The organism is Enhygromyxa salina (genome assembly GCF_002994635.1).
In the GTDB taxonomy this organism is placed as follows: domain Bacteria; phylum Myxococcota_A; class Polyangia; order Nannocystales; family Nannocystaceae; genus Plesiocystis; species Plesiocystis salina_B.
Map to the genome: position 1 here is coordinate 43913 of NZ_PVNL01000101.1, position 24554 is coordinate 68466.

The following is a 24554-nucleotide window of genomic DNA, read 5'->3' on the forward strand; positions in this document are numbered from 1 at the left end:
TCCGGCGCCGATCTAAAGCAGAACCAGTTTTTATGGCCGCGTCCGTGCGCTGCGGCCGGGGCGACTACGCGTCCGCCAGTTGGTCACGCCGTCGGCGCAGGGCAGCCGCCAGCGCCCAGCCGTTGAGCAGCACCACCCCGAAAACGGCCCCAAACATCACCGCTGACGGCCAGACATCCCGAGGGTGCTGATCCACCATGAGCAGGTAGCCGTCGGGGTCCGCAGCCAGCGGCCGCTCGGTCCGCACCGCCACGATGTCGGCCGTCGGGACCGTCAGGCGCCCGTCGCGAAGCGCCACGGGCTCCAGTTGCTGGGTGCTGGGGTCGACCTGCCAGCCGGTTCCAGCCGTGTTGTCGCCATAAGTGAACGACAGCTCAGCACCGGACGCCGTCAGATCTTTGAAGTCGAGCAGATAGGTCGCGCGACGCGGGAGCACCAGACCACCGACCTTTGGATCAGCGCTGGCGAGATCCTCGCCGTTGTTCAGCGCTCGGGTCAGCTGTTGGTAGAGTTCGACGTTGGCGTTGGCGCCCCCGCTGGAACCGAGCTCGACTGCATACACCCACACGGTGTCGCGCTTCTCGACGAACGCCCACGGCTTGCCCAGCACGCCGATGATCTGATCCGCGGCCTCGCGCGTGGGCCAGGTCGTGCGGCCAAGCTGAACCATGGCGGCCGACTGCGCGACCACGACGCGGAGCCGATCGTTGGCGCCCAGCTCGACCTCGCCACCGCCCGCGAGCGCGGCCTTGTTGGTGCCCCCAGCGACCGCGGCGACCACCGCCGCGGGCTCGAGATCGACGATGTCGATCAGCTCTTCGGCGTTGAAGAAGGTCTGCAGCTTCTCCCACTGCGGGACCTCGTCGATGCGGCGCATTCGGCCTTCGAAGCGGCCAGGAAACTCGTTGTCGACGTTCTGCGTGGCCCGGGGGATCGCCACGAACAGGCTCGCGTCGGCCTCGATCAGCCGCATGAAGCCAATCCAACCTTCACGGCCCTGCATGCGCGCCGCGTGCTGAACGTCTGGATCACCCTCGAGGACGACCCAGGTGTTGTCGTAGCGCTCGACGAACTCGCCGTCCACGTAGATGTCGCTGACGAGGCCCAGGTCGCGCGGCTCGGACTGGAGGCTGCGCAGGAAATATCGAAAGTCGCTCCACGTCGCGGCCAGCAAGAACAACCCGACGACGACGACCGCTGCCGAGACGATCGGCGAGCGACCCCATCCGACCTTGCTGCGGATCCCCGCCTCTTCGACGGTGTAGGGGCGCTCGCCGCGATTGGGGTCGAGCTCCCCGTCGAGCTCGGGGTCGTATTCACCTTCGTCTGCTGGCTCCGCCGCCTGCGCGCGCGCCTGCGCGACCACCCGATCAAACCCGTCACCGTCGAGCGCCTCGAGGTCATCGTCCTCGTCGTCCTCGGTATCAGGTCGATGCTCAGCTCCGGCCCCGTCCGCCTCCTCCCCCTCGGATGGGTTGGTGGCGGTCGGGGACATGTCGTCCTCGCGGTCCGGATCCTGTTCGTCGCTCACGGGCACCTCGCTATACCACGGGTCGGACTGACTAGCTGCGCGCACCGGGCCATCGACGCCAGACCCCAATAAAGGTTCCAGAACGCGCGAGCCGGCCGCTACTCCCGGAACACCCAGATATCGCGGCGCCGCTCGACCTTGTCCTGGTCCCGGACCAAGACCGTGATGCGATTGCTCCCCGGGCTCAGCTCGACGGTCGCGCTGAACTCGAGGGACTTGGCGGGCTCACCCTCGAGCGCCCGGTTGGCCAGGTAGAACACCTTGCGCTCGGGCTGGGCGGGGCCCGACGCGCGGACCGTCACGACCACGTCGCGCACGCGCTGGTGGTGACGCGCGATCCCATGGATCTCGACGGTCTCTCCGGTGACGACGCCGGCGATCTCCCCGAGCGACACGACCGGCGGATCGACCATGCGGTGGTCCCGTGGCACCCGGGCCAGCGCGCCCTTGCCCCCGACCGCGACCAGATCCCTGGGGATCCACAGGCGCCGGCCTTCGCCGCGCTCGCCACGGATCGCCAGCCACTCGCCAGCCACGTCCGTGACCTCGACGACCGCGCCCGCGGCCAGCTCGGCGACGATCGGGGTCGACCCATCGGCACCATTATAGACCCGCAGCACCCCGTCGCCCGGGCCTCCGCCCCGGCCCTGCCCATCGCCCCGAAAGCTGCGTCGGGGATCGCCGTCGATCTCGACCACGCCGTCGCGCCCCGGGATCACCCGGAACCGCAGCTTGTCGTCGACGCTCTCGTGCAGCACGCCATCGCCGACGATCAGCTCGAGCTCCAGCGGCAGCGCCGGATCGGCCTTGGGCGAGATCGAGACCCCAAACGCGCCGACGAAGGACTCGCCGTCAGCCAGCGCGCCGCCCACGTACAGGCCCTCTTCCAGGAGGCCCTGGCGGCCCGACAGATTGCGCAGCAACACCCGGGCGTCGGGCGCCGCGCCGCCGGCGTTGTGGGCCAAGAACCCGAGCAACACCCGCTCGCCCGGCTGCAGCAAGCCATCGCCGTTGCCCTGGACCGTGAACGGCTGCTCGCCCGGGAACGGCTGCTGCTCGGGGCGCTTGGGCCCCTGCGCGACGAGCCGCGGATCATCGATCACCCAGTAGTCGTAGGAGAAGCTCGGCCGCGGCGCCCCGCTCACCGCGAACTGCAGCGTGGCCTCGCCGTCGGGCGTGGGGCCGGGCTCGCCGACGTGGGCGTGGACCGCCAGCGTGTCGACGAAGCTCTCGTGCCAGGCCATGACCTGCAGATCGATGTTGCGGCTGTGGACCGCGCCGGGCTCGAGCCGACCGATCAACAGCTCGATCCCGTCGAGCTCGTCACGCGCACAGTCGGTGATCAGGTGGACCCGCTCGAGCGCGCGATCACTGGGGTTCTCGACCTCGATGTGGAGGCGAAACGGCTGGCCAGCCGGGTGCGGGCCGTCGCCCTCGATCGAGACCGCGACCCCGAGCGGGGCGTCGACGTCGGCTGGATCGTCGATCCCGGTCCAGTCGATCTTCCATGGCGCGATCGCCTCGAGGATCCGCTGATCCTCGCTCTGCGCCAGGCTCTGCACGATCCCAGGCAGCGCCTCGACCTGCGCCCGGCGCCCGACCTTGCCACGCAGCGCCAGCGCGACCGCTCGCGCGAGCCGGATCTCGGGATCTTGCAGCTCGCGCGGACCGGCGTCGCCCGTCTCCGGGGTGCTCGGCGTGCTCGCGCCGCCAAAGTAGCGCAGCGACAGCTCGCTGCGCGACATCGCCAGCTCCGCGTCCACGTGCGCGTCGTGGACCGCCGAGGGCAAGTGCGCCGTGCGGGCCCGCTCGCGCTGACGCTCGAAGCGCTCGACGTCATACATGCGAGCGATGCCCTCGAAGCTGCTGAGATCGACGGGCAGCAGGCGCAGATCCGGGATCACCCCGACGCTCTGGATCCGGCGATCCCCGGCCACCCGGTACTCCGCGATCGTCAGCTTGAGCGCGACCTCGCGGCCGTAGGGGGTGGCCTTGCGCAGCTCTTGCACGGTGCCCTTGCCGAAGCTCGCGCGGCCCAGGATCACCCCACGGTCGAGGTGCTTGAGCGATCCACCGACGATCTCCGAGGCCGAGGCCGCGTTCTCGTCGACCAGCGCGACGATCGGCGCCTCGATCGGGATCACCATGCCCTCGGTCGCGTCCTGGTGCTCACGACCGTGCGCCGAGCGGACGATCACGAGCTCGCCGCCGGTCACGAATTGGTCGAGAATTCCGACCGCCTGGGCCAGCAGACCGCCCGAGTTGCCGCGCAGATCCACGACCAGGCCGGCGAGCTCGCCCTCGGCCAAGAACCCCTCCAGCGCCTCTTTCAGCTTCTGCGCCGTGTCCTCCTGAAAGGTCGTGACCTGCACGTAGCCGACCCGGTCCGGCAACATCACGGCGCTGATCGTCGGGATCGCGATGAGCCCGCGGGTGATCTCGATCCGCTTGACCTCGCTGCCACGCCTGACCTTGAGGATCACCGCGCTGTCGATCGGCCCGCGCAGCAGCGAGCGCGCGTCGTCGGTGCTGAGGTTGACCGTCGACTGATCGTCGACCTCGAGGATCACGTCGTTGTCGAGCAGCCCGCCGGCCTCGGCTGGCGAGCCCGGCAGCACCCGCACGACCAGGATCCGTCGCTCGTTGGCCGCGATCTCGGCCCCGATCCCGCCGAAGCTCCCGCGGGTCTTGACGCCCAGCTCCGCGCTCTCTTCGGGCGTGAGCAGGATCGTGTGGGGATCGAGCGAGGCGAGCAGCCCGTTGATCGCGTCGTACTCGAGCTCGTGCAGCGGCTCGTCCTCGAGCGAGAGCACCTCGGCCGCGAACTCGAGCACCTTCTCCATGACATCGGCGGCGGCGTCGAGATCGTCGACGTCGGCCAGCGAGAACCGCTGGGTCCGCGACCGCACCGTGACCTCGAGCTCGTCACCCTCGCGCTTGCCAAAGAACTCCGGGGTGTTGAGCCCGATGTAGTCCATCGCCGTCGCGAGCTGGCCCTTGGGATCGAACCGCTCCTTGTCGAAGTAGTCGACACGAACCACATGGGCCGACCAGATCAGCAGCGGGAAGCTGCGCTCGTCGAGCCGCAGCTGCGCGAACATTTCTTCGCCGGGGCTCGGATCCGGCTCGATCTCGGGCTTGGGGTCCGTCGCCGACCCACTTCCCTCGTCCTCACTGGCCGCCTTGCTCTTGCACCCACCCGCCAACACAAGGAGCGCGAGCAGGCAGATCAGGGCTTGAAGTTTCGCGCCAGACCAACGTCGCAGCGTGCGCATTCGGGCGCATCATAGCTCGTAATGCGACCCCAGCTGGCTTCGCCCCCGCTCAGCTGACTGGGGTGCTCCCGACCCCACCTCTGGCTGTGTAAAGGTCCGGCAAAGATAGGTTTTGGAGCAACAATGCAGTGAATCGTGTCAAAATCATGATCTCCAGGCTCGTAAGCTGTTGAGATCATCGAGTTTGGCATGTGGCATGAGAACCGCATATGGGGGCCGCAGTGCGTACCTCCTTCTTGGCCGCCGCGATCGTGTTCTCTGGGGTCTTTACCGCGGGTTGCGCGGACGCTCCAATTACCGCCGCGGACCTGCAGGCCGACGGGCAGCTCCGGGAGCAACCAGCTGACTCCCAGCAGAGCGTCCACGCAGCGAGCGAGACCAATCGGCCCAAGGCTCAGGTCGCCGAGCGACTGCAGGTCACTGGCCTGGTCGCCGCCCAGGCCGAGGGCGCGCTCGAAGACGCGACCCGGTTCGCGCTCGACAGCGAGTCCATCTATTTGCACCTGCGCGCGGACGGGCTCACCCAGCCCCGCCCGGTCACCTTCGTGTGGCTGCATGGTGACCAGCGCCGCGAGACCATGGGCTTCCTGCAGCCCTCCGAGACCCTGACCTTGGCCGCCAGCTTGCCCCTCGCCCGGTTTGTGGAAGAGGGCATGACCCCGCCCGCCCAACGGCCAAACCCACGGGCGGACCAGCAGCCAGACCAACAGCCAGACCCGTTGGCGCAGACCGGGGTCTGGAAGGTCGAGGTCTACGGTGCGGACCCCGGCGGCCCAAACCTCGTGTTCGAGCGCGAATTCGAGATCCTCACGGTCGAGGCGCTCGAGGCCCTCGCCACCCACCACTCCTGAGTTCCCTTCTCGTGTTCTGATCCGTCCTGAGTCGAGTCGAGTCGAGATGATTGCGCCCGTGGCCATCTGGCCACGGGCGTAAGCTTTTTCTCACACCGAGCTCGTAACGCGAGGCGCTCTAGATCCGAACGCACCTGGGCCGTAGCATTCAGGCGATGGCGGACAACAACGACAGCGGGCTACGCCCCCAAGAGGTCGAGGTCTTCGCCCGCGGGCTCTGGTACCTCGCCACGATCGACGGCGAAGCCGAGGCCCGCGAGCAAGCGCTGATCCGGGAATTTCTCGACGAAGCCAACAGCGACCTGAAGTGGGACGAGGTCACCCGCGGTGACTTCGCCCCGATCGAGGCCGCGACCGTGCTCGAGACCACGTTCTTGCGGCGCATCTTCATGAAGGTCGCGGTCGCCCTCGTTCACGCCGACGGCGTCTACACCGACAACGAGCGCAACGCGATCGGCGAGTTCGCCGACGTGTTCGGCATGAGCAACGCCGACTTCGGCGCGATCGAGCAAGAAGGCAAGAAGGTCGGGCTCGCGGCGGAATGACGCTTCGTGATCGCAGTTGGGGGGCGCGCCGAACCCCTCACCCACAGACGCAGGCACACCAGGCACGAGAGGCAGGACAGGAGAGTCAATGGGACGGATAATGGATTTCATCCGCAACGAGCTCATCGAGATCATCGAGTGGCTCGACGACACTAACTACACCCTCGTCTGGCGGTTCCCCGACGAGGATCACGAGATCAAGAACGGCGCCAAGCTGGTGTGCCGTCAAGGGCAGGCGGCGGTGCTGGTCAACGAGGGCGTCATGGCCGACGTGTTCGGCCCCGGCACCCACACCCTCTCGACTCAGAACACGCCGATCCTGTCGACCCTCAAGGGCTGGAAGTACGGGTTCGACAGCCCCTTCAAGGTCGAGATCTACTTCATCAACCTCAAGCAATACATGGATCAGAAGTGGGGCACGCCAAACCCCATCATCATTCGTGATCCAGAGTTTGCCGTCGGCAACCGGCCGGGGCGGGTGCCGATCCGCGCGTTCGGTAGCTACAACTTCCGCATCGCCGACCCGGGCACGTTCTTCAAGGAGATCGTCGGGACCAACAGCATGGTCACCACCGACGAGATCGAGCGCTTCATCAAGAGCCGGGTGCTGCAGGCGTTTGGCAAGGCGGCCAACCAGGCCAAGGTCAGCGTCGGCGACATCGCCGGGCACGTCGACATCCTCGCCAGCGAGGTCAAGAACGGGATCCAGGCCGACGTCACCGGCATCGGGATCGCGCTGACCAGCTTCATCATCGAGAGCATCACGCTCCCGCCAGCGATCCAAAAAGCGCTGGAAGACGCCGCCGCTCAGGCAGCTCGCGGGGTTGACAACACGATGGCCTGGGAGGGCATGCAAGCCATGCGAGACGTCGCCGCCAACGCCCACAAGGGCTCGGGCAGCGGGGTCATGAACGCCGGCATGGGCATGGGCATGGGCTTCGGCATGGGCAACATGATGGGCAACATGATGGGCCCGCAGAACATGGGCTACCCGCAGCAGCAGGGCTACCCGCCTCAGCAGGGCTATCCGCAGCAGGGCTACCCGCCCCAGCAGCAGGGCTACCCGCCTCAGCAAGGCTACCCGCAGCAACAGCAGGGCTACCCGCCTCAGCAGGGCTACCCGCCTCAGCAGGGTCAGTACCAGGGTCAGCCGCCCCAAGCTCCGCCGCAGCAAGCCGGCTGGAACCCGGCGCCTGATCAGCAAGCCGCACCTGCGGCGCCCGCTGCCGACGATCTGCAGAGCAAGCTGCTCAAGCTCAAGGCCGCCTTCGAGGCCGGGCTGCTGACCGACGAAGAGTACTCGGCCAAGAAGGCCACGCTGCTCGACAGCTTCTAGCGCGGAACGACGGGGAACCGTTCTGCGCGATCGCTGTCAGGGGCCAGCGAGTGCGCCCCATGCCAACGCAGCGACTGTCTTGGCCTCCCCGCCCCCGCCTGACCGGCGCCTGGATCTCTCGTCCGGGCGCCGATTTTGTCTTGTCCGTCGCGATGGTCGGGTGCACGCCCCATGGCGCCGAGATCGACGACAGCCTGGCGAGCGTCCCTCATCAGACTGATCAGAGCGAGCCGGTCGAGGCGATCGACGGCCAGCTCGAGGGCATCTACACGCGGCCGCCCGACGACGATCGCACGCAACCGGTCGTGCAGCCGTTCGCCAACCTCGTCGGCGAGTCCCAGCGGATCGGCGAGCTCGGACTGATCGGCACGGGCAACGGTTGTGGCTACGGCCACGGCACCCCCGAGGGGCTCGGCGCGGCGCTCGGCGGACGCGAGGTGCGAGCGCCTCGGGTCCGGCAAGCCCGGCCCGAGGTCACGGGCAGCCTCGACGAGGACATCATCCGTCGGATCGTTCGCGCCCACATCAACGAGGTGCGCAGCTGCTACGACGCCGGCCTGGCCAGGGACAAGACCCTGTCCGGCCGGGTGACGATCGAGTTCCCGATCACCAGCGAAGGCGAGGTCAGGGGCGCGATCGTCAACAGGAACGACACGGGCGACGAGGCGGTCGGCGCGTGCATCGCCAAGGCGGCCGAGACGTGGCAGTTCCCCGAGGTCCCCGATGGGGGCGAGATGAAGGTCCTCTACCCCTTCAACCTCAGCCCCGGCTGAGCCGCGCAACGCGAGGCGGCGCTCAGCAGATCGCGCTCGCGCGGTAGACTTCGTCGATCGTCAAGGTCGTGCCCAAGCTCCGCACTTCGACGGCGCCGCCGCGAACACCGACGGTGGCTGTCCACCCCCGGTCTGGCGCTCGGCGATGAACGGTGATCCGGCGCTCGCGGTGAGAGACGACCACGTACTCTTCGAGCGAGGGGATGCTGCGATAAGCCTCGAGCTTGAACCCGGTGTCGTAGTCCTCCGACGAGTCGCTCGTGACCTCGAGCAACAGGGTCGGGTTGAGCGCCGTAGAGGTGGGGCTGGGCTCGTGTTGCGAGAGCGGCCCGCAGATCACCGAGCCGTCCGGGAAGGTCGCCAAGCCGGCCGACTCGACGTAGACGCGCAGGTCGGAGGTGTGAACCCGACACGGGCGATCACCGATCGCGTTGCCGAGCAGGCGCAGGACCTGTGCGCACAGGGCCGAGTGCTCCTCTGAGCCGCCGGCCATCGCGTAGATCTCGCCGTCGAGGAACTCGTGCTTGGTAGAGCTCGTCTGCTCGAGGGCGACGTAGTCCGCGTAGGTGTAGCGGTGCAGTCGAGTCGGGCCGATCACTGCGTCAGATTAGCACCCCGGAGGGCCGACTACTTGGTCGGCTGGGCCTTGGACTTGTTGGGCTTGTTGGGCCTGGACTTGGCGCCGGCCTTCGCGGCGATGCCCTCGGTCCACTGCACCAGCGCGGCGAGGAAGTCTTTGTCGACCGGTCGGGGGTCGAGGTAGCTGGTCTGATTCGAGACGCCGTCTTCGTGCTTGAAGTGGTGGTCGAGGTCGGGAAACCGCTCGATCGTGGCGTCGCGCTTGTACTTGCGCACGGCGGCGGTCAGGGCCGCGAGGTCTTTGACCGGATCGGTCTCGAAGTCCTTGCCGCCCTGGGCGATCCACATGGGCACCAGCGCGCGAAACACCAGCGCCTCGGGGTCCTCGACCAGAATCTCGCCGTACCAGTCGGCCATCGGCTGCAGCTGCTTGGGCAGTCCCTTGCCGGTCTCGAGCGCCTCGAGGATGTCTTTTTGGGCGGCGAACAGCTCGCGATAGCTGCGCCCCAGGGTCGCCAGCAACGCCACGCCGATGACCTCGCGCGGTCGCTCGGCCGCCAGCGAGAGCGCGCGCCAGCCACCCTCGGCGTGGCCCACGGCGATGATCCGATCCGGGTCGACCTCGGGCTGGACCAACAAGGTCCGAAACGCCCGGCGCGCGTCGGTCCGCTGGCCGACCCAGCTCGGCTTCGCGTCCTCGCTCTGACCCGCGCCGCGCTCGTCGTAGCGCAGGACCACGAAGCCCGCGTTGGCGAGCGCGTCGGTGATCTCGTGATAGCCGAGGTCGACCGCGGGCGGCCCCGCGAACCCGTAGCGATCAGCCGAGACGCTGCCGCCCAGAAACACCACCCCCGGATGCGGCCCCGGCCCGTGAACGGCGGGATCCGGGACCAAGACATCGCCACGCAGGACCGGATCGTCGGCCTGGCCCGGCAGCTCGACCTCGCGGATCGAGAAGCTCGCGCCTGGTGGCGGCTTGTACGTCAGCGCCGTGGGCCCGGTGACCTCCCAGTCCGGCCACTGCGGATGCGCCATGCTGGTGACCACCAGCTCGTCGTCGGGCACTTCGATGCGGGTGATCCGTCCGTTCTCGAGCCAGATCTCTTCGCCCAAGCTGGTGTCGAGCACGACCGTGTCGCCCTGCCGCTCGACCTTCGCGGACCACGGATCCGCGCGCCCGGCCGACAGGCTGATCAGCCGCCACTCGTTGTCGCCGACCCGGAGCTCGCGCAGCGCCAGCATCAGCTCCTCGTGGATCGTCGACATGTAGCCCATGTAGGCGGTGCCCGGCTCGTAGCTGAGCTCGGCCTGCTCGACCGCGCTGAGCCCGGCGTCGGCCTGGATGTGGAGCAGCGACTGCTCGGGCTTGACCTCGAAGCGCAGCTCGGCGGCCATCGATCGCTCCCAGCCCTCGACGAGGTCGCCGCGCTCATCGATCAGGAGCTCGGCCGCGAAGCGCAGCGGCTTGCCGCCAGGTGGGAGCAGCTCGACCTGGGTCGTGAACCGATGCAGCGTCTGACCGTCGCGCTCGACTGGGCCGTCGTAGCGCCCGTACGAGCGGCCGATCTCGTCACCGACCTGGATGAACGTGAACCCGCGGATCTCGCCTGGTTTGTACAGCCCGGCCAGCGCGCGGGCCGGCTCGACGAGCTCGCCCGCCTCGCTCACCGTCTCCTGCGGCGTGGCGACCTGGGTGCCAGACGGCGGCGTCGCCAGACACCCCGACAGGCACAGCCCGATGGCTCCAATAATTCGAGCGGCAATCCCTGGCCAAGCGCGACGCATCCGTCGGACTATATAGCTCGCAATGCCCTGGGACCGAGATCAGATCGCCACTCGCGCTGCGCAAGAACTGCCCAGCGACAGCGTCGTCAACCTTGGCATCGGGATCCCCACGCTGATCAGCAACCACCTGCGGCCCGAGCAGAACATCTGCTTGCACTCGGAGAACGGCCTGCTCGGCATGGGGCCGTTCCCGCGTGAGGACGAGGTCGACGCGCAGATCATCAACGCGGGCAAGCAGACGGTCACGATCAACGAGGGCGGCAGCACCTTCGACTCGGCGCTCAGCTTCGCCATGATCCGCGGCCGCCACGTCGACGTCGCCGTGCTCGGGGCCATGGAGGTCAGCCAACGCGGAGATCTCGCCAACTGGATGGTGCCCGGCAAGAAGGTCGCCGGGATCGGCGGGGCCATGGATCTCGCGACTGGCGCACGCAAGGTCATCGCCGTCATGCAGCAGCGCGACCGCAAGGGCCGCAGCAAGCTGCTCGAGGCCTGCACGCTGCCCCTGACCGCCGTGCGCTGCGTGGATCTGGTGATCACCGAGCTCGGCGTGGTCAAGGTCGACCGCACGGGCGACGCAGGCTTCGAGCTGGTCGAGCTGGCGCCTGGGGTCAGCGAGGCCGAGTTCATGGACGCGAGCGGAGCCAGCGTCCGCGTCGGGTCACCCGCGACTGCGTGAGCTACCGCAACGCCGTGGGGGTTTCATCGGCGAATGGTTCGTGTAGGTTGCGACTCCTTCCGGGCTCGTAGCTCAATTGGCAGAGCAGCGGACTCTTAATCCGCGGGTTGGAGGTTCGATTCCTCCCGGGCTCATACACAGGCCGCCGATTTGGCGGCCTTTGTATTTGGTTGACGCGCATTCATACAACGTCGCATTGCTATGAATTCGCTGGCCACGATCAATTCGTGGCCAATACACGCACTAGACGCGACCAGGCTTCCTTCGTAGCCTTGGCGCCAAGCGGGCGGCTCGTGATCAAGTACATCGGCTCCAAGCGCACGCTGCTGCCGGTCGTGCTGGACGCCGTCGCAGCGGTCACTAGCGCGACCTCGGTCATCGACCTGTTCTCGGGCACCTCGCGGGTGGGGCACGCGCTCAAGCGCGCGGGCTACCGGGTGCTGGCCAACGATCACAACACCTACGCCGCGACGCTGGCCCGCTGCTACGTGGCGGCGGATCTCGAGCAGCTGCAGCGCGACGCGACCCGCCTGCTCGCCGAACTCGACGCGCTGCCGGGCCAGCCTGGGTGGTTCACGCACACCTATTGCGAGCGCTCGCGCTTCTTCCAGCCCAAGAACGGCGCCCGAGTCGACGCGATCCGCGACGCGATCGCGGCCAAGCAGCTCGAGCCGGAGCTCGAGGCCGTGCTGCTGGTCTCGCTGATGGAGGCGGCAGATCGGGTCGACTCGACCTGTGGGCTACAGATGGCGTACCTCAAGCAGTGGGCGGCGCGATCGCACAACGACCTGAGCCTGCGCCTGCCCGACCTGGTCCCGCGCGCGCCCGCGGGCAAGAGCGAGGCCCACCGCATGGACGCGCTCGAGGCCGCGCGCACGCTCGCGGCCGACGTCGTGTACCTCGACCCGCCCTACAACCAGCACAGCTACTTGTCGAACTATCACGTGTGGGAGTCGTTGGTCCTGTGGGATCAGCCCGAGGTCTATGGCATCGCGTGCAAGCGGGTCGACTGCCGGACCCGCAAGAGCCCCTACAACTCCAAGCGCAAGTTCCACGCGGCGCTGGCCGAGCTGATCGCGGCGGTCCAGGGGAAGGTCCTGCTGGTCTCGTTCAACAACGAGGGCTACATCGAGCGCGCGCAGATGGAGGCGATGCTCTCGACCCGCGGGCGGGTGACCGTGCTCAGCCACGACTACAAGCGCTACGTCGGCGCGCAGATCGGCATCTACAACCCGAGCGGCGAGAAGGTCGGCGCGGTCAGCCACCTGCGCAACCTCGAGTACCTGTACGTGGTCGAGACCGACGCGCTCGACCAGCCGCTGGAGATCGACGGCGGGTCCCCCGAGCCGCCCCAGTCGGATCTGTTCGAGTAACCTGGAACCACGCGCGCGAGCGCGCCAACGGCGGCGGGAATCCCGAGCGAGGCTCGGACGTCGCCCCCCTCGCGCGCCAGGATCCCGCACTCGACGCCACCCGGCGCGGTCGTGTTTCGACTTTTGGGGCGCCCAGCCTAAGATCCCGCCGCGAAGCCTCGACATGTTCTTTCGTGCCCTCGCCTACATCGTGCTCGGCTGGCTGCTGCTGGCAGCCGTGGCTGGGCTTGGGCATGTGTTCGAGCTGAGCATCATGCTGCCGTCGACGACGGCGGTGCTGTTGGTCCACCTCGCGTTCTCCCGCGAGGGCGAGCTGCCGGCCAAGCTCGCGATAGCGACGGTGCTGGGCTACCTCGAGGACCTTCACCAGGGCGGGCCGCTCGGCACGTTGATTTTAGCCCATCAGCTGTCGTTCTTGGCCCTGTACTGGGCCTCGGGTCGGCTCGCCCTGCACGGCTGGCTGTCGCGGGCGGCCGCGGCCATGGTCGCGGTCGCGGTCATCGATCTCGCGACCTGGGGCACGCTGATGGTGCTCGCGGATCCGATGCGGATCCCTCGTGACGCGCTGATGGTGTCGCTGTGGCAGGCCCGCTGGCACCTGGCCGCCACGTTCTTGGTCGCGCACCCGGTCTGGCTGCTGACCACGTGGCTGCTCCGCCGCCTGCGACTCGAGCAGGCCCCGACGCCCGAGCCAACGGAGGCCGCTCGGTGAGCCGCGACAAGGAAAAGCCGCGCAAGGGGTTCTCGAGCAAGGAATTTCGAGCGGCGATCGCCCGTCGCGCCCAGCGCTTGGCGGAGGGGTCTGGCTCCGTGTCCGGCTCCGGCTCCGGCCCCGACTCGGGGTCTGGCGCTGGCTCGGGCTCCGGCAGCGAGCGCAAGCAGCTCTCGCGGCGCAGCCCGTCCGACGACGTCCGCGTGCTCAAGCGCCGGCTGCAGGTGTTCGTGATCGTCGGCGGCCTGGTGTTCCTCAGCCTGATCGTCCGCCTGTTCCAGCTGCAGATCTTGGAGGGCGTGCACTTCGCCCGCCGGGCCGAGCAGAACTTCGTCGACACGATCGACGTCGAGGCCCCGCGCGGTCGGATCTTCGACACCAAGGGCCGGCCGCTGGCCACCAATCACGCGACCTACGCCCTGTACGTCACGGCGATCCCCCGCGTGCAGGTCGAGCCCGAGCAGCCCGGCGACGAGCCCAAGATCGTGCGGATGCCGATCGACGACCAGCAGATCATCGACCTCGGGGCGCTGATCGACTTCGTCGACGAGGACGACCGGGCCAGCTTCGTCGACAAGCTCGATCGCCTGCGCGCCGACGAGCGCAACGGTCGCTACGCCGTGGCCGTGCGCAACAACCTCTCGTGGGACGAGAACGCCCGGATCCAGACCCGCGGCTTCGACACCTGGGTCGAGATCCGCGAGTCCGCGCGCCGCTACTACCCGGAGCGCGAGCTGACCGCGTTCGTGACCGGCTTCATGCGCGAGATCGGTCGCAGCGCGCTCGAGGACAGCCGCTACATCGACTACCGACCCGGCGATCGGATCGGGGTGACCGGGATCGAGCGGCAGTGGGAGAACTACCTGCGCGGGCGACTTGGCGAGCGCTCCCGAGTAGTCGACGCGCTCGGCCGCGAGGTCGCCGAGCCGCCGCCGGCCGCGACCGCGGCGCTGCCCCCCGACCGTGAGCCGATCCCCGGGCAGGACATCTACCTGAGCTTGGATCTGGATCTGCAGCGGGTCGCCGCCACCGCGCTCGCGGGTGAGACAATGGAGGGGCTGGGCGGCGAGAGTCTAGCGATCGGCGGGCTCGATGGCACCGGCGCGGTCAAGCGCGCGGGCGGGGCGATCGCCATGGAGGTCCACACCGGTCGGATCATCGCGATGGTCTCGGCGCCCGCGATCGACCCCAACGTGTGGGAGGGCCGGATCACCCGGCAGCAGTACGAGGACTGGCTCAACTCCCCGTTCAAGCCGTTCGTTGACAAGACCGTCCAGGAGAACTTCTACCCGGGCAGCACCTATAAGGTGGTCTCGGCCCTCGCGATGCTCGAGGAGCCCAACTTCAACCCCGAAGAGACGATCGAGTGCGACGGCTACGTCGAGTACGGCGGCCGCCGCTTCAACGACACGCACAGGCACGGGATCATCAACCTCGAGCAAGCGATCGTTCAGAGCTGCAACGTGTACTTCTATCACCTCGCGATCGAGAAGGACCTCACGCTCGCGCGCATGGAAGAGGTCGCCCGGCGGCTGGGGCTGGGCGAGCGGACCGGCCTGGGGATCAACGCCGAGGTCCCCGGGGTCGTCCCGACCGAGGCGTCCGAGGCCCGCCAGGGCACGTTTCAGCGGGGTGTCCGGCTGAACTCGGCGATCGGACAGGGCAACGTGAAGGCCACGGTGCTGCAGATCGCGGTGCTCTACGCGGCGCTGGCCAACGGCGGGTATGTCGTCACGCCCTCGCTCGTCGATCGGGTCGAGACCTCGGACGCCAAGCTGGTCCTGCAGACCGAGCCCAAGTTCAAGCAGTCCGAGCCCGTGATCGCGCCCTTCGATCGCCAGCGAATCCACAAGGGGCTGATCGGCGTGGTCAACAGCGAGCTCGGCACCGCCTACAGCGAGCGGCTGTCGAGCGTGACCGTGGCCGGCAAGACCGGCACCGCGCAGGTCGGGATCGATCCCAAAGAGGGTGAAGAATTGATCGAGGGCTGGGACGTGACCAAGGACCACGCGTGGTTCGCCAGCTACGCGCCGGCCGAGAACCCCGAGATCGTGGTCGTCGCGCTCGTCGCTCACGGTGGCATCGGCGCCGACGCGGCCGCGCCGATCGTGATGCGCGTGATCGATCACTACCTGGGCTCGAAGGGCGCCGACGGCGATCTCTCGGCCCACCCGCGCGCGCCCGGGGTCCCGCCGCCGCTCCCGGGCGAGACCGAGCGCCAGCGCCAAGCCGAGATCGAGGAGGGCCTGTGACCAATCCGTTGATCACGGGGCCGCAGACCTGGTGGACCGAGCTGCGCCGCTCGATCGACTGGGTCGTGATCACGCTGACCTTCGGCATCATCACGCTCGCGCTGATCAACCTCAACAGCGCCGAGGGTGGCGACTGGAGCGGCGAGCTGGTCCGCGATCAGCTCCGGTTCGTGGCGATCGGCACGCTCTTGATGATCGGCGTCGCGGCTGTGGACTACCGGGTCTACTACCGGGTCGCGTACCCGGTCTACGCGATCGGCATCGGCTTCGTGCTGCTGGTGCCGATCGTCGGGACCACGATCAACAACGCCACGCGCTGGCTCGACCTGGCGTTCGTGCGGATTCAGCCGTCGGAGCTGATGAAGCTGCTGCTGGTGATCGGCCTGGCTCGCTACCTGCACCGGCTCGCGCGCAAGGACACGCGTCGAACCCTGGTCCAGACCCTGGTGCTGCCGGGCTTGCTGGTGCTGACGCCGGCGTTCATGGTCATTCAGCAGCCTGATCTGAGCACCGGGATCATCTTGATCCTGATCGCGCTGTCGATGCTGGCGATCACCGAGTTCGACCTCAAGACCCTGCTGACGCTGCTGGTCGCTGGTGGCATCAGCTTCATGGTCGCGTGGTCATTCTTCATGCAGGGCTACCAGACCAAGCGGATCGACGTGTGGCTGGACCCCGAGTCACACCCGGACGAGGCCTACCAGATCGTCCAGGCGCGCACGGCCGTGGGCAACGGCGGGTTCTTTGGGCGGGGGATCGGTCAGGGCACCCAGAACGTGCTCGACTTCGTGCCCTACAAAGAATCCGACTTCTCGTTCGCGGTGTTCGCCGAGGAGTGGGGCTTCGTCGGCTCGACGATGTTACTGGCGCTGTACATGAGCCTGGTGCTGTGGGCGATCAACCTGGCCTCGCAGGCCCGCGATCGGTTCGCGGCGTGCCTGTGCGTTGGAATTGGCGCGATGTTCCTGTGGCACGCGGTCCTCAATGTCGGGGTCGTGCTCGAGTTCTTTCCGAACACGGGTCTGCCGCTGCCGTTCTTCTCGCACGGCGGCTCGAGCGTGGTCACGCTGATGATCTCGCTCGGGATGCTGATGTCGATCAGCCGCTCGCGCGAGTGGCGATGAGCCGCTCGCAGTTGCGGTACTCTCGCGGGGGATGTCCCAGCTGCGGTTCACTGCGATCGGTCAGTCCTTGTCCCTGGTCAGCCTGATCGGCCTGGTCAGCCTGATCGGCCTGATGAGCCTGGTCAGCTGTGGACCCGAGCCAGAGCCCGAGCCCGAGCCGCAGATCTTCGACCCCGACGCGATCATCGCCGAGGCCGTGGACTACGAGGCCAACTACGTGCGGCTCGACCTCGACGGGGTCATCACCAAGCACGACGACACGGGCAGCACGACAGCGAGGATGTGGGCCAACGAGATCGGCGCCGAGGTGTTTCGGACCATCGATGTCACCGACCCCACCCAGACGCTCGAGATGCCGCGGGGGGCGGTGTTCGTCAAAGAGAGCTACAGCGCGCAGGGCACCCCGCTCAACGCCATGCAGGTGCTCGCCAAGTTCGAGGAAGGCTACAACCCGACCTTCGACGACTGGTTCTTCGCGCTGGTCGAGCGCGATGGCACCCCGATCGACGGGCGGATCGGCAACGGCGCCAAGGTGTTCTTCTGCGCCGACTGCCACAATTCCATGGGTGGCATGACCGACCTCGTCATTGGCTTGCCGGCGGATCAGCTGGCTCCGTGACCGACGCGGGTGGGTGGCGGCGCTGAAACCCAGCGACGATCCGGCGCAGGATCGGGTAGCACAGCGCCGAGATCCCCGTCATCAGGATCGCCGCGCCCAGCAAGAACGCGGGGACCTTCGAGCTGAACAGCTCCCACCAACCGCGCCAGTCGTAGGTCCGCACGACCGCCCAGCCCGGCAGCGGCTCACTCAGGGCGACGCTGCCCAGCCACAGCTCCGCGAAGTAGATCGCCGCGCCGGTCAGCGGGTTGACGATCGCGGTCCCGGCATAGACCGCCGGCAGGCTCGCGCCGAGCAGCGGAGCCAACGCCAGCGCCGCGAACATGCCCGCGAGCGGGATCGGGAACAGCGACAGCCCCAAGCCCAGCGTGAACCCCAGCGCGATCCCGTGCGGCGACGCGTTGAGCCGCAACAGCGAGACGATGCCCTGCCGGAGCCGAGCGAGCATGTGCTGGCCTAGAACCGGTACTCGAGCACCAGCGGCAGGATCTGCAGCGGCAGGATGAACGCCGGATTGTTGTTGGGTTCAGCGACGGCGGGCAGCCGCTCGCGGTGGATCACGAAGCCTGGCCGCAGCTCGACGTCGATCCCGAGCGCCAGCTCGCGGAGCAGGAAGAACCGGACCCCGGCCGCCGCCTGCAGGCCCAGCATCCAGCTGAGCTCGCGGGTCTGCTCCCGAGTGCCGTTCAGCCGCGGGTAGTACCAAAACCCGCCGGCCACGCCCGCGCGGAAGGTCGGCACGATCCACGGGTGCTTCTCGATGAACAGCTTGTGCGTGTAGCCAACCCACAGATCCAGGCCCGAGGTGGTCCCGGGCTGGCAGGTGCCCACTTGCGCCTCGAGGCCGCACGAGTCCATGCGGAAGGTCTGCCAGTCGCCACGATCGAACAGCGCCGCGGCGCCGATGTGCAGCCAGTGGGCGCGGTGCAGCTGCCGGTCGTACTGAAACCCGATCCGCCCGCGCGGGATGTACCCGTTGGGCGTCAGGCCGATCTGGACCGGAGCGAGCAGCGACACCGCGTTGCCACCGTAGACGAAGTCGGGCAGCTGAAAGCCCGACGGGGCGGACTTGTAGGTGCCACCTGGTCCGCCGCGACCGGACACCGCCGGTGACGCCGAGCCGGACGCCGAGCCAGACGCCGAGCCAGAAGACGGCGGCGCCGCGAGGGCAGCGCTCGCGAGCGGGAGCGTGACTGCGATCAGCACCAAGGCCAGCAGCAATCGACGCAAGACGGGTCGGCGGTGAAGCTTAGATCGAGGCATGGCGAACGCGCCGTCAGTGAAACACTGGCGCGGCTTCTATGCCAGCGCGTGTTTGTGCGCGAGGCTGCTCGGGGCCGCTGTAGCGCGCTTGCTCGCCACTTTCGCGGAGTACGCGCTGTGCACGGGCCCACTCCATGATCGCGGCGCATTACGCGAACACCCGCCTACGCCCAAAATCGCGTTGGGCGGTTGAACGGCTCGGGTCTAAGGTAGTCCCAGTGCTCGCGTTGCTCCTGATCGCCGCGCTCCTCGTGGCAACCATCGCGCTCGCGCGACAGCTCGAGTTGCTCACCGATCTGCTGCTGCTCGGCGGGGCGTCGCTGCTCGCTGGCGTGGTGTTCTTGGGGCTCCACCCCGACCTCGAGTGGATCGCGACCCCGCCCGCGGACGAGGGCAGCTGCAGCGTCGACGAGATCCCCAGCGTCGCGCCCGTGGTCGATCGCGTCTCGATCGAAGAGGCGCAGGTGTTGCTCGAGCAGGCGCAGGTGACCTTCGTGGACGCCCGCCCGGCCTACCACTACGCCGCCGCCCACATCCCCGGCGCGATGAACCTCCCGGCCGAGGACGCCGAGGGTCTGCTCGACATGCAGTCGCTGCCGATCCCGCCCGAGGGCGCCGTGATCACCTACTGCGATGGCGGCCGCTGCGAGCAGTCGGAGTACCTGGGGCTGCTGTTGCGCGAGCGTGACGTGTGCCAAAAAGTTCGGGTGCTCGAGGGTGGCTGGCAGGCCTGGGTCGCCGCGGGCGGCCCCATGGTCAGCGGTGACACCCGCTTTGGTGACGCGCCGAGCTCCAGCGTCGCGCCGGAGGCAGCCGGATGAGCTCGGTAGACCAGTCCAAGCAGGTGTCCGCAAGCGGGCGAGAAGCCCCCCCCAGGTGGATGATCCTCGCCAGCTGGCCCGCGCGGCTGATCGCGGGCGGCGTGTTCATCTACGCGGGGGTGCTCAAGCTGATCGACCCCGCGACGCTCGCCCAGGACATCGCCAACTACCAGGCGTTTCCGTACTGGACCTGGAACCTCGCGGCGGCCGTCGTCCCGATCGCCGAGCTGCTCGGGGGCCTCGCGCTGATCACCGGGTTCAAGCGGCGGGCCGGCTCGTTGGTGCTGGGCGCGCTGACGGTCGCGTTCATTGGCTTGATCTTGTCGGTGATCGTCCGCGGCATCGATCTGAGCTGCGGCTGCTTTGGCGAGGCCACGCAGGCCAGCGCGGTCGGCTGGCCGCTGCTGCTGCGCGACGTGGCGCTGCTCGCCGCGATCGTGGTCGCCTACCTGCCGCCCGAGCCACGGTCCAGCTCCGCCAAGCGCCTGGCCAAGTAGTCGCGCGCGACCTGATTGGGCGCCCCCGCGATCGCCTGCTGATAGGCCGCGACCGCGGCGTCGATCTGCCCGGCGCGGCGAAGCAGGTCAGCCCGCGCGGCGTAAAAGGGCTGGTAGTCACCCAACGAGCTGTCGTGTGCGAGCGCCTCGAGCAGCGCGAGCCCGGCCTCGGGGCCGTGGGTCCGAGACACCGCGACGGCGCGGTTGAGCTCGACGATCGGCGACGGATGCCGACGCGCCAGCTCGGTGTAGAGCGCGACGATCTGCCGCCAGTCGGTCGCGTCGACGCTCGGGGCCTCGGCGTGCAGGGCCGCGATCGCGGCCTGCAGCTGATACGAGCCGGCCGGGCCGATGCTCAGCGCGCGCTTGGTCAACGCGATGCCCTCGGCGATCTCCGCGTGGTTCCACAGGCCGCGATCTTGCTCGTCGAGCACGTGGTCGCGCGCGGCTCGGCGCGAGTGGTGCAGGGTCACGAGGGCGAGCAGGCCGAGCACCTCGGCGCGCTCGGGGAGCAGCTGCGCGAGCAGCCGGCCGAGCCGCAGCGCCTCGTCGCACAGATCCCGGCGCACGCCATCGGGACCGGTCGCGCAGTAGTAGCCCTCGTTGAACACCAGGTAGACCACGGCCAGGACCGAGTCGACCCGCTCGGGCAAGGCCTGCGCGCTGGGAACGACATACGGGATCTTGGCCGCGCGGATCTTCGCCTTGGCCCGAACCAGGCGCTGGGCCATGGTCGGGACCGGGACGAAGAACGCCGCGGCGATCTCGGCCGTGCTCAGGCCCCCGAGCGTGTGCAGGGTCAGCGCGACCTGGGCCTCGCGGTTCAGCGCCGGGTGACAGCAGGTGAAGATCAGCCGCAGTCGATCATCGGCGATGTCCGGCTGATCCAGCGACGCGGCGTCACGGCGCTCGTCGGCCTCGAGCTCGATCAGCGCGGCGACGCTGGCTTGCTTGGCGCCACGGGTGGCGGCGCGACGCAGGCGATCGATCGCCTTGCGCCGCGCGGTCGTGGTGATCCACGCGCCAGGGTTTTCGGGGATCCCGTCGCTCGGCCAGCGCTCGAGCGCGCTGGCCAGCGCGTCATGAAGCGCATCCTCGGCCAGATCAAACTCGCCAAGGATGCGGATCAGCCCAGCCAGCACCGCGCCTGACTCGCGCCGAAACACCCGCTCGACCGCGACGCTGACCGGGATCATCCGCGATGACCCCGACTAACTGAAGACCATGACCGGGCGGACCTCGATCGTGCCGGTCCGCGCGCCGGGGCACTTGGCGGCCCACTCGAGCGCGCCGTCGAGATCCGCGGCCTCGACCAGGTAGTAGCCGCCGAGCTGCTCTTTGGTCTCGGCGAACGGGCCGTCGGTGATCATGCGCTCACCATCGCGCAGCCGGACCGAGGTCGCGGTCGAGACCGGCTGCAGCGCGTCACCAGCGACGTACGCGCCCGCGGCCTTCATGTCGTTGGTGTAGGACATCCACTCGCCGAACACCTCCTGGCGCTGTTCCTGCGGGACTTGGGCTTCGGCGGCTTCGTTGGCGTAGATGAGCAGTAGGTATTGCATCGTCGGTGTCTCCTGGTGGTGAAGGTTCATCCCCTCGACGCACGAGCTCACGCCCGATCGACAGGGTCCCGAGCTTTTTTAACTCAGATCTCGAATTTTCGGATCCACAGATCCGAGTCCTCGCCCCCGCTCGCGTGAGCGCCCACCGCGATCGCGTAGTTGTGGGTGGTGACGACCACGTCGTAGAGCCGATCGAGATCGGCGTTGTCGAGCACCACGTCGGCCGCGAGCTCGCCCCCGTTGGCGTCGTACCAGCTCAACAACCCGTCGGCGGCGCCCCCCGAGCCGTTCGTGTACCCGGCGACCACCAGCCCTCCGGGCAGCAGCGCGAGGCCGCTGGCGCCGTGCTCGAGCCCGCCGCCATCGTGGGTCTGCGACCACTCGAGGGCACCCGCGGCGTCATACTTGCTCAGCGTGAACGAGCTCTGATCCGCGGCCCGAGCGAGCAGGTAGGCCTCACCGCCGCCGCCGATCACCAGCTCCTCGAACACGTGGTCGGCCTGACCCTCGATCGGCGCGGTCCAGCCAGGATCCCCGGTGACGCTGTAGCGCTCGAGCAGCGCCGCGTCGCCGCGGACCGCCCAGATCTCGCCACTCGGTGACACCCCGACCGGACCGAGCGAGCCGGCGGTGACCTGCAGCTGCGCCCAGGACTCGAGGTCGAGCGGATCGTAGCGAGCCAGGAACCCGCTCTCGCTGTGGTAGCCGACCGAGGTCACGAAGTCCTGCCCGTCGACGGCGACGCCGAGGATCCCCGAGTTGCCGACGTCGACCAGGGTCGTCCAGCCCGAGTCGCCGTCGGTGTCCCAGACCCGCGTGGCCCCCTGGCTGCCCAGGAGCCCGCCGACCGCGAGCTCGTCGAGCCCGGTGAGCTCCAAGCTGGGCTTGTCGGTCTGCAGCGAGCTCACGCTCCACACGAAGTTACCGTCGACGTCGAACTCGGCCAGCAGGTAGCTGCTGGCGTCGATCGAGATCAGCACGTCGATGTTGCGCTGGGCGTCGACGACGACCTCGAGGCCGACGTCGTCACCCTGCTGATCGTCGATGTCGATGAACCGCTCCCAGATCAGCGCGCCGGGGAGCTGACAGAACGCCGAGCAGCCGTCGCCGGGCTCGTTGTTGCCGTCGTCGCAGGCCTCGCCAGGGTCGAGCTGGCCGTCGCCGCAGCCCAGCGGCGGATCGCCGTCGCCGTCGCCAGGATCGTCATCGCCGTCGCCCTCTGCCTCGCCAACGTCACCCGCTGGATCGCCGTCGCCGTCGCCCAGGGTCCCGTCGCCCAAGGTTCCGTCGCCGTCACCGTCACCAGGCGCGCTGCCGCCGTCGCCGTCGCCGTCGCCGTCGCGGGCCGAGCTGTCACCGCAGGCCGGACAGATCAGCGCGCCGACGACGAGCGCCATGAACACGGGACGGTTGAGCGAGCTCGACATCCAACGATCCTGACGAGCGGCGCGCGAGCGTGTCAAATTTTGGTTGCTGGCGCTTGGTTTGAGGAGCCTTAGATCTCGAACTTGCGGATCCACAGATCGCCGTCTTGCCCGTCCGCGTGGTGACCACCGACAGCGACCGCGTAGCCGTCTCCAATGACCACGTCGACGAACACGTCGAGATCCACGGCCGCGTCACCATCCACGACGATGTCGGGGATCAGGGTGTCACCGTCGGCGTCGTACCAGGCGAGCAGGCCGTCCGCGCCGTCGGGGCCGCCGTTGGTGCTGCCGCTGACCAGCACGCCACCGCCGGGCAGCACCGCCAGGCCGCCCGCGGCCTCGAGCTGGCCGGGGTCATCGTGGTCCACGGTCCAGCTCAGCTCGCCGCTGCTGTCATACTTGCTGATCGTCAGCAGCGAGCCGTCGTTCGCGGCCGAGAGCAGATAGCTGTTGCCCTCGCCGTCGACGGCGAGGTCGGCATAGACAGCGTCGTCGAGCGGCGCAGAGACCCACGCAGGTGCACCCGCGGCCGTGTAGGTCTCGAGCTGCCGCGGGCTGCTGCGCATCGCCCAGCTCTGCCCGTCGGGGCCGACCGCGACCAGCCGGATCGAGACACCGTCCGAGTCGAAGTTGCTCCAATCCTCGGTCCCGGTGTTGTCATCGCGAAACAGGAGCGCCTTGTCGTTGGCGTGGTACCCACCCGCGACGATGAAGCCCATGTCGTCGACCGCGACGCCAAGCACCCGCGAATTGTTGACCGGGACGTTCTGCGTCCACTGCGAATTGCCGTCGGTGTCATACATGCGAGTCGCGCCCTGGTTGCCGTTGCTCCCGCCGACCACCAGCGTGTCATCGGGGCTGACCGCGAGGCTGGGGACCAAGGTTGCGAGCGAGGGATAGCTCCACAGCGCCGTGCCGTCGCCCGCGTACTCGGACAGGCGATAATTGCCGTTGGTGCTGATCAAGATGTCGATGTTGTCGCCGCTGTCGAGCACCACCTGAACCCCGACGTCGTCGTCACCCGCGTCGTCGTAGTCGAGGATCGACTCCCACACGACCGCCCCAGGCACCACGCAGCTGGCCGTGCACGCGTCGCCCGGGTCGGTGTTGCCGTCGTCGCAGACCTCGTCGTTGCTGGGCTGCACATAGCCGTCGCCACACGCCGCGAGCTCGCAGGCGCTCGTGCACGCGTCCTCCTCGACGTCGTTGCCGTCGTCACAGGCCTCGCCCGCGTCAAGCTCACCGTTGCCGCACTCGGCCTGCGGGTCGCCGTCGCCGTCGCCGTCGCCGTCACCTGGATCGCCGTCGCCGTCGCCGTCACCTGGATCCCCGTCGCCATCCCCGTCACCCGTGTCCCCGTCACCATCTCCGACTTCGGTCCCGGTCCCGGTCTCGGCCTCGGTCCCGGTATCGGCCTCCAGCGGCTCGGTCTGGCACGCGCCGAGGGTGAGGCCGACAGACAGGGTGAGCAATGAAGTACGGGCAGTCCTCATACGCGCAGCGGACATCAACCATGGTGACGTGTCAACTAATCCGCAGCGCAATTGCTA

At 68.4% G+C, this 24554-nt stretch carries 22 protein-coding genes and 1 tRNA gene; 13 read left to right on the forward strand and 10 right to left on the reverse strand.

From position 1 onward, the window contains the following. Positions 1 to 64: 64 nt before the first annotated feature. Positions 65 to 1531, reverse strand: a complete 1467-nt coding sequence (locus tag ENSA7_RS25155) for a hypothetical protein (RefSeq protein WP_106091890.1) — start codon at positions 1529 to 1531, stop codon at positions 65 to 67. Positions 1532 to 1629: 98 nt separating this feature from the next. Then, on the reverse strand, positions 1630 to 4806 hold the full coding sequence (locus ENSA7_RS25160) for an MXAN_5808 family serine peptidase (RefSeq protein ID WP_106091891.1): 3177 nt from the start codon (positions 4804 to 4806) through the stop codon (positions 1630 to 1632). A 221-nt stretch (positions 4807 to 5027) separates the two neighbouring features. On the opposite strand from ENSA7_RS25160, the gene ENSA7_RS25165 reads away from it, so the two are divergent. The 4 genes from ENSA7_RS25165 to ENSA7_RS25180 all read left to right on the forward strand — a co-directional run bounded on the left by ENSA7_RS25165 (position 5028) and on the right by ENSA7_RS25180 (position 8311). Next, a complete protein-coding gene (locus ENSA7_RS25165) occupies positions 5028 to 5657 on the forward strand; it encodes a hypothetical protein (protein WP_146158107.1) in 630 nt (209 codons plus the stop codon). 155 nt (positions 5658 to 5812) lie between these two features. Then, the gene (locus ENSA7_RS25170) at positions 5813 to 6202 is read left to right on the forward strand and encodes a hypothetical protein (protein WP_106091893.1); all 390 of its coding nucleotides are present in this window, start codon (positions 5813 to 5815) and stop codon (positions 6200 to 6202) included. Between the two features lie 88 nt (positions 6203 to 6290). Further along, on the forward strand, positions 6291 to 7538 hold the full coding sequence (locus ENSA7_RS25175) for an SPFH domain-containing protein (RefSeq protein ID WP_106091894.1): 1248 nt from the start codon (positions 6291 to 6293) through the stop codon (positions 7536 to 7538). A 59-nt stretch (positions 7539 to 7597) separates the two neighbouring features. Next, positions 7598 to 8311 (forward strand): AgmX/PglI C-terminal domain-containing protein, encoded by a 714-nt coding sequence (locus tag ENSA7_RS25180; RefSeq protein ID WP_146158108.1) that lies wholly within the window; start codon positions 7598 to 7600, stop codon positions 8309 to 8311. 22 nt (positions 8312 to 8333) lie between these two features. Here ENSA7_RS25180 and ENSA7_RS25185 read toward each other — a convergent pair whose 3' ends face one another. Then, positions 8334 to 8909, reverse strand: a complete 576-nt coding sequence (locus ENSA7_RS25185; RefSeq protein ID WP_106091896.1) for a Uma2 family endonuclease — start codon at positions 8907 to 8909, stop codon at positions 8334 to 8336. Between the two features lie 29 nt (positions 8910 to 8938). Continuing rightward, positions 8939 to 10675 (reverse strand): alpha/beta hydrolase family protein, encoded by a 1737-nt coding sequence (locus tag ENSA7_RS25190; protein ID WP_146158109.1) that lies wholly within the window; start codon positions 10673 to 10675, stop codon positions 8939 to 8941. Between the two features lie 22 nt (positions 10676 to 10697). Here ENSA7_RS25190 and ENSA7_RS25195 point away from each other — a divergent pair, with 22 nt between their 5' ends. The 7 genes from ENSA7_RS25195 to ENSA7_RS25225 all read left to right on the forward strand — a co-directional run bounded on the left by ENSA7_RS25195 (position 10698) and on the right by ENSA7_RS25225 (position 17434). Then, on the forward strand, positions 10698 to 11354 hold the full coding sequence (locus ENSA7_RS25195) for a 3-oxoacid CoA-transferase subunit B (protein ID WP_106091898.1): 657 nt from the start codon (positions 10698 to 10700) through the stop codon (positions 11352 to 11354). A 61-nt stretch (positions 11355 to 11415) separates the two neighbouring features. Next, a tRNA-Lys gene (locus ENSA7_RS25200) sits at positions 11416 to 11488 on the forward strand. A gap of 159 nt (positions 11489 to 11647) precedes the next feature. Beyond that, positions 11648 to 12727 carry a DNA adenine methylase gene (locus ENSA7_RS25205; RefSeq protein ID WP_106091951.1) on the forward strand — a complete coding sequence of 360 codons (1080 nt, stop codon included), beginning with the start codon at positions 11648 to 11650 and terminating at the stop codon, positions 12725 to 12727. A gap of 163 nt (positions 12728 to 12890) precedes the next feature. After that, positions 12891 to 13439: a hypothetical protein gene (locus tag ENSA7_RS25210; protein WP_106091899.1), complete on the forward strand. Its 549-nt coding sequence runs from the start codon at positions 12891 to 12893 to the stop codon at positions 13437 to 13439. Next, complete coding sequence (mrdA, locus tag ENSA7_RS25215) at positions 13436 to 15691, forward strand: penicillin-binding protein 2 (protein ID WP_106091900.1); 2256 nt, start codon at positions 13436 to 13438, stop codon at positions 15689 to 15691. Before ENSA7_RS25210 ends, mrdA begins: the two co-directional genes overlap by 4 nt. Continuing rightward, positions 15688 to 16815 (forward strand): rod shape-determining protein RodA, encoded by a 1128-nt coding sequence (gene rodA / locus ENSA7_RS25220; RefSeq protein ID WP_106091901.1) that lies wholly within the window; start codon positions 15688 to 15690, stop codon positions 16813 to 16815. Before mrdA ends, rodA begins: the two co-directional genes overlap by 4 nt. Before the next feature lie 31 nt (positions 16816 to 16846). Then, positions 16847 to 17434 carry a hypothetical protein gene (locus ENSA7_RS25225; protein WP_106091902.1) on the forward strand — a complete coding sequence of 196 codons (588 nt, stop codon included), beginning with the start codon at positions 16847 to 16849 and terminating at the stop codon, positions 17432 to 17434. On the opposite strand, the gene ENSA7_RS25230 is transcribed toward ENSA7_RS25225, so the two are convergent. Next, a complete protein-coding gene (locus ENSA7_RS25230; protein ID WP_106091903.1) occupies positions 17400 to 17882 on the reverse strand; it encodes a DUF2062 domain-containing protein in 483 nt (160 codons plus the stop codon). The genes ENSA7_RS25225 and ENSA7_RS25230 overlap by 35 nt on opposite strands. Positions 17883 to 17890: 8 nt before the next feature. Then, entirely contained in the window at positions 17891 to 18664 is a 774-nt protein-coding gene (locus ENSA7_RS25235; RefSeq protein WP_146158110.1) for a hypothetical protein, read from the reverse strand. Between the two features lie 251 nt (positions 18665 to 18915). Between ENSA7_RS25235 and ENSA7_RS25240 the strand changes: the two genes are divergently transcribed. Together ENSA7_RS25240 and ENSA7_RS25245 are read left to right on the forward strand one after the other, a co-directional pair. After that, positions 18916 to 19518 carry a rhodanese-like domain-containing protein gene (locus ENSA7_RS25240; protein WP_181234087.1) on the forward strand — a complete coding sequence of 201 codons (603 nt, stop codon included), beginning with the start codon at positions 18916 to 18918 and terminating at the stop codon, positions 19516 to 19518. Beyond that, complete coding sequence (locus tag ENSA7_RS25245) at positions 19515 to 20015, forward strand: MauE/DoxX family redox-associated membrane protein (RefSeq protein WP_106091906.1); 501 nt, start codon at positions 19515 to 19517, stop codon at positions 20013 to 20015. Before ENSA7_RS25240 ends, ENSA7_RS25245 begins: the two co-directional genes overlap by 4 nt. On the opposite strand, the gene ENSA7_RS25250 is transcribed toward ENSA7_RS25245, so the two are convergent. The 4 genes from ENSA7_RS25250 to ENSA7_RS25265 form a co-directional block, all read right to left on the reverse strand. After that, positions 19964 to 21211, reverse strand: a complete 1248-nt coding sequence (locus ENSA7_RS25250; RefSeq protein WP_106091907.1) for an RNA polymerase sigma factor — start codon at positions 21209 to 21211, stop codon at positions 19964 to 19966. The genes ENSA7_RS25245 and ENSA7_RS25250 overlap by 52 nt on opposite strands. A 15-nt stretch (positions 21212 to 21226) precedes the next feature. Next, positions 21227 to 21577, reverse strand: a complete 351-nt coding sequence (locus ENSA7_RS25255) for a YciI family protein (RefSeq protein WP_106091952.1) — start codon at positions 21575 to 21577, stop codon at positions 21227 to 21229. A gap of 83 nt (positions 21578 to 21660) precedes the next feature. Continuing rightward, a complete protein-coding gene (locus tag ENSA7_RS44140) occupies positions 21661 to 23004 on the reverse strand; it encodes a myxococcus cysteine-rich repeat containing protein (RefSeq protein ID WP_181234088.1) in 1344 nt (447 codons plus the stop codon). 68 nt (positions 23005 to 23072) lie between these two features. Continuing rightward, positions 23073 to 24476 (reverse strand): DUF4215 domain-containing protein, encoded by a 1404-nt coding sequence (locus ENSA7_RS25265; RefSeq protein WP_181234089.1) that lies wholly within the window; start codon positions 24474 to 24476, stop codon positions 23073 to 23075. Between the last annotated feature and the right edge of the window lie 78 nt (positions 24477 to 24554).

Excerpts from the sequence above, each read along its gene's own strand:
- ENSA7_RS25180 (WP_146158108.1), top strand. The coding sequence starts at position 7,598 with ATGCCAACGCAGCGACTGTCTTGGCCTCCCCGCCCCCGCCTGACCGGC.
- ENSA7_RS25210 (WP_106091899.1), top strand. The coding sequence starts at position 12,891 with ATGTTCTTTCGTGCCCTCGCCTACATCGTGCTCGGCTGGCTGCTGCTG.
- ENSA7_RS25230 (WP_106091903.1), bottom strand. The coding sequence starts at position 17,882 with ATGCTCGCTCGGCTCCGGCAGGGCATCGTCTCGCTGTTGCGGCTCAAC.
- ENSA7_RS25175 (WP_106091894.1), top strand. The coding sequence starts at position 6,291 with ATGGGACGGATAATGGATTTCATCCGCAACGAGCTCATCGAGATCATC.
- ENSA7_RS25170 (WP_106091893.1), top strand. The coding sequence starts at position 5,813 with ATGGCGGACAACAACGACAGCGGGCTACGCCCCCAAGAGGTCGAGGTC.
- ENSA7_RS44140 (WP_181234088.1), bottom strand. The coding sequence starts at position 23,004 with ATGTCGAGCTCGCTCAACCGTCCCGTGTTCATGGCGCTCGTCGTCGGC.
- ENSA7_RS25250 (WP_106091907.1), bottom strand. The coding sequence starts at position 21,211 with ATGATCCCGGTCAGCGTCGCGGTCGAGCGGGTGTTTCGGCGCGAGTCA.
- ENSA7_RS25160 (WP_106091891.1), bottom strand. The coding sequence starts at position 4,806 with ATGCGCACGCTGCGACGTTGGTCTGGCGCGAAACTTCAAGCCCTGATC.
- ENSA7_RS25190 (WP_146158109.1), bottom strand. The coding sequence starts at position 10,675 with ATGCGTCGCGCTTGGCCAGGGATTGCCGCTCGAATTATTGGAGCCATC.
- ENSA7_RS25195 (WP_106091898.1), top strand. The coding sequence starts at position 10,698 with ATGCCCTGGGACCGAGATCAGATCGCCACTCGCGCTGCGCAAGAACTG.
- ENSA7_RS25245 (WP_106091906.1), top strand. The coding sequence starts at position 19,515 with ATGAGCTCGGTAGACCAGTCCAAGCAGGTGTCCGCAAGCGGGCGAGAA.
- ENSA7_RS25225 (WP_106091902.1), top strand. The coding sequence starts at position 16,847 with ATGTCCCAGCTGCGGTTCACTGCGATCGGTCAGTCCTTGTCCCTGGTC.
- ENSA7_RS25255 (WP_106091952.1), bottom strand. The coding sequence starts at position 21,577 with ATGCAATACCTACTGCTCATCTACGCCAACGAAGCCGCCGAAGCCCAA.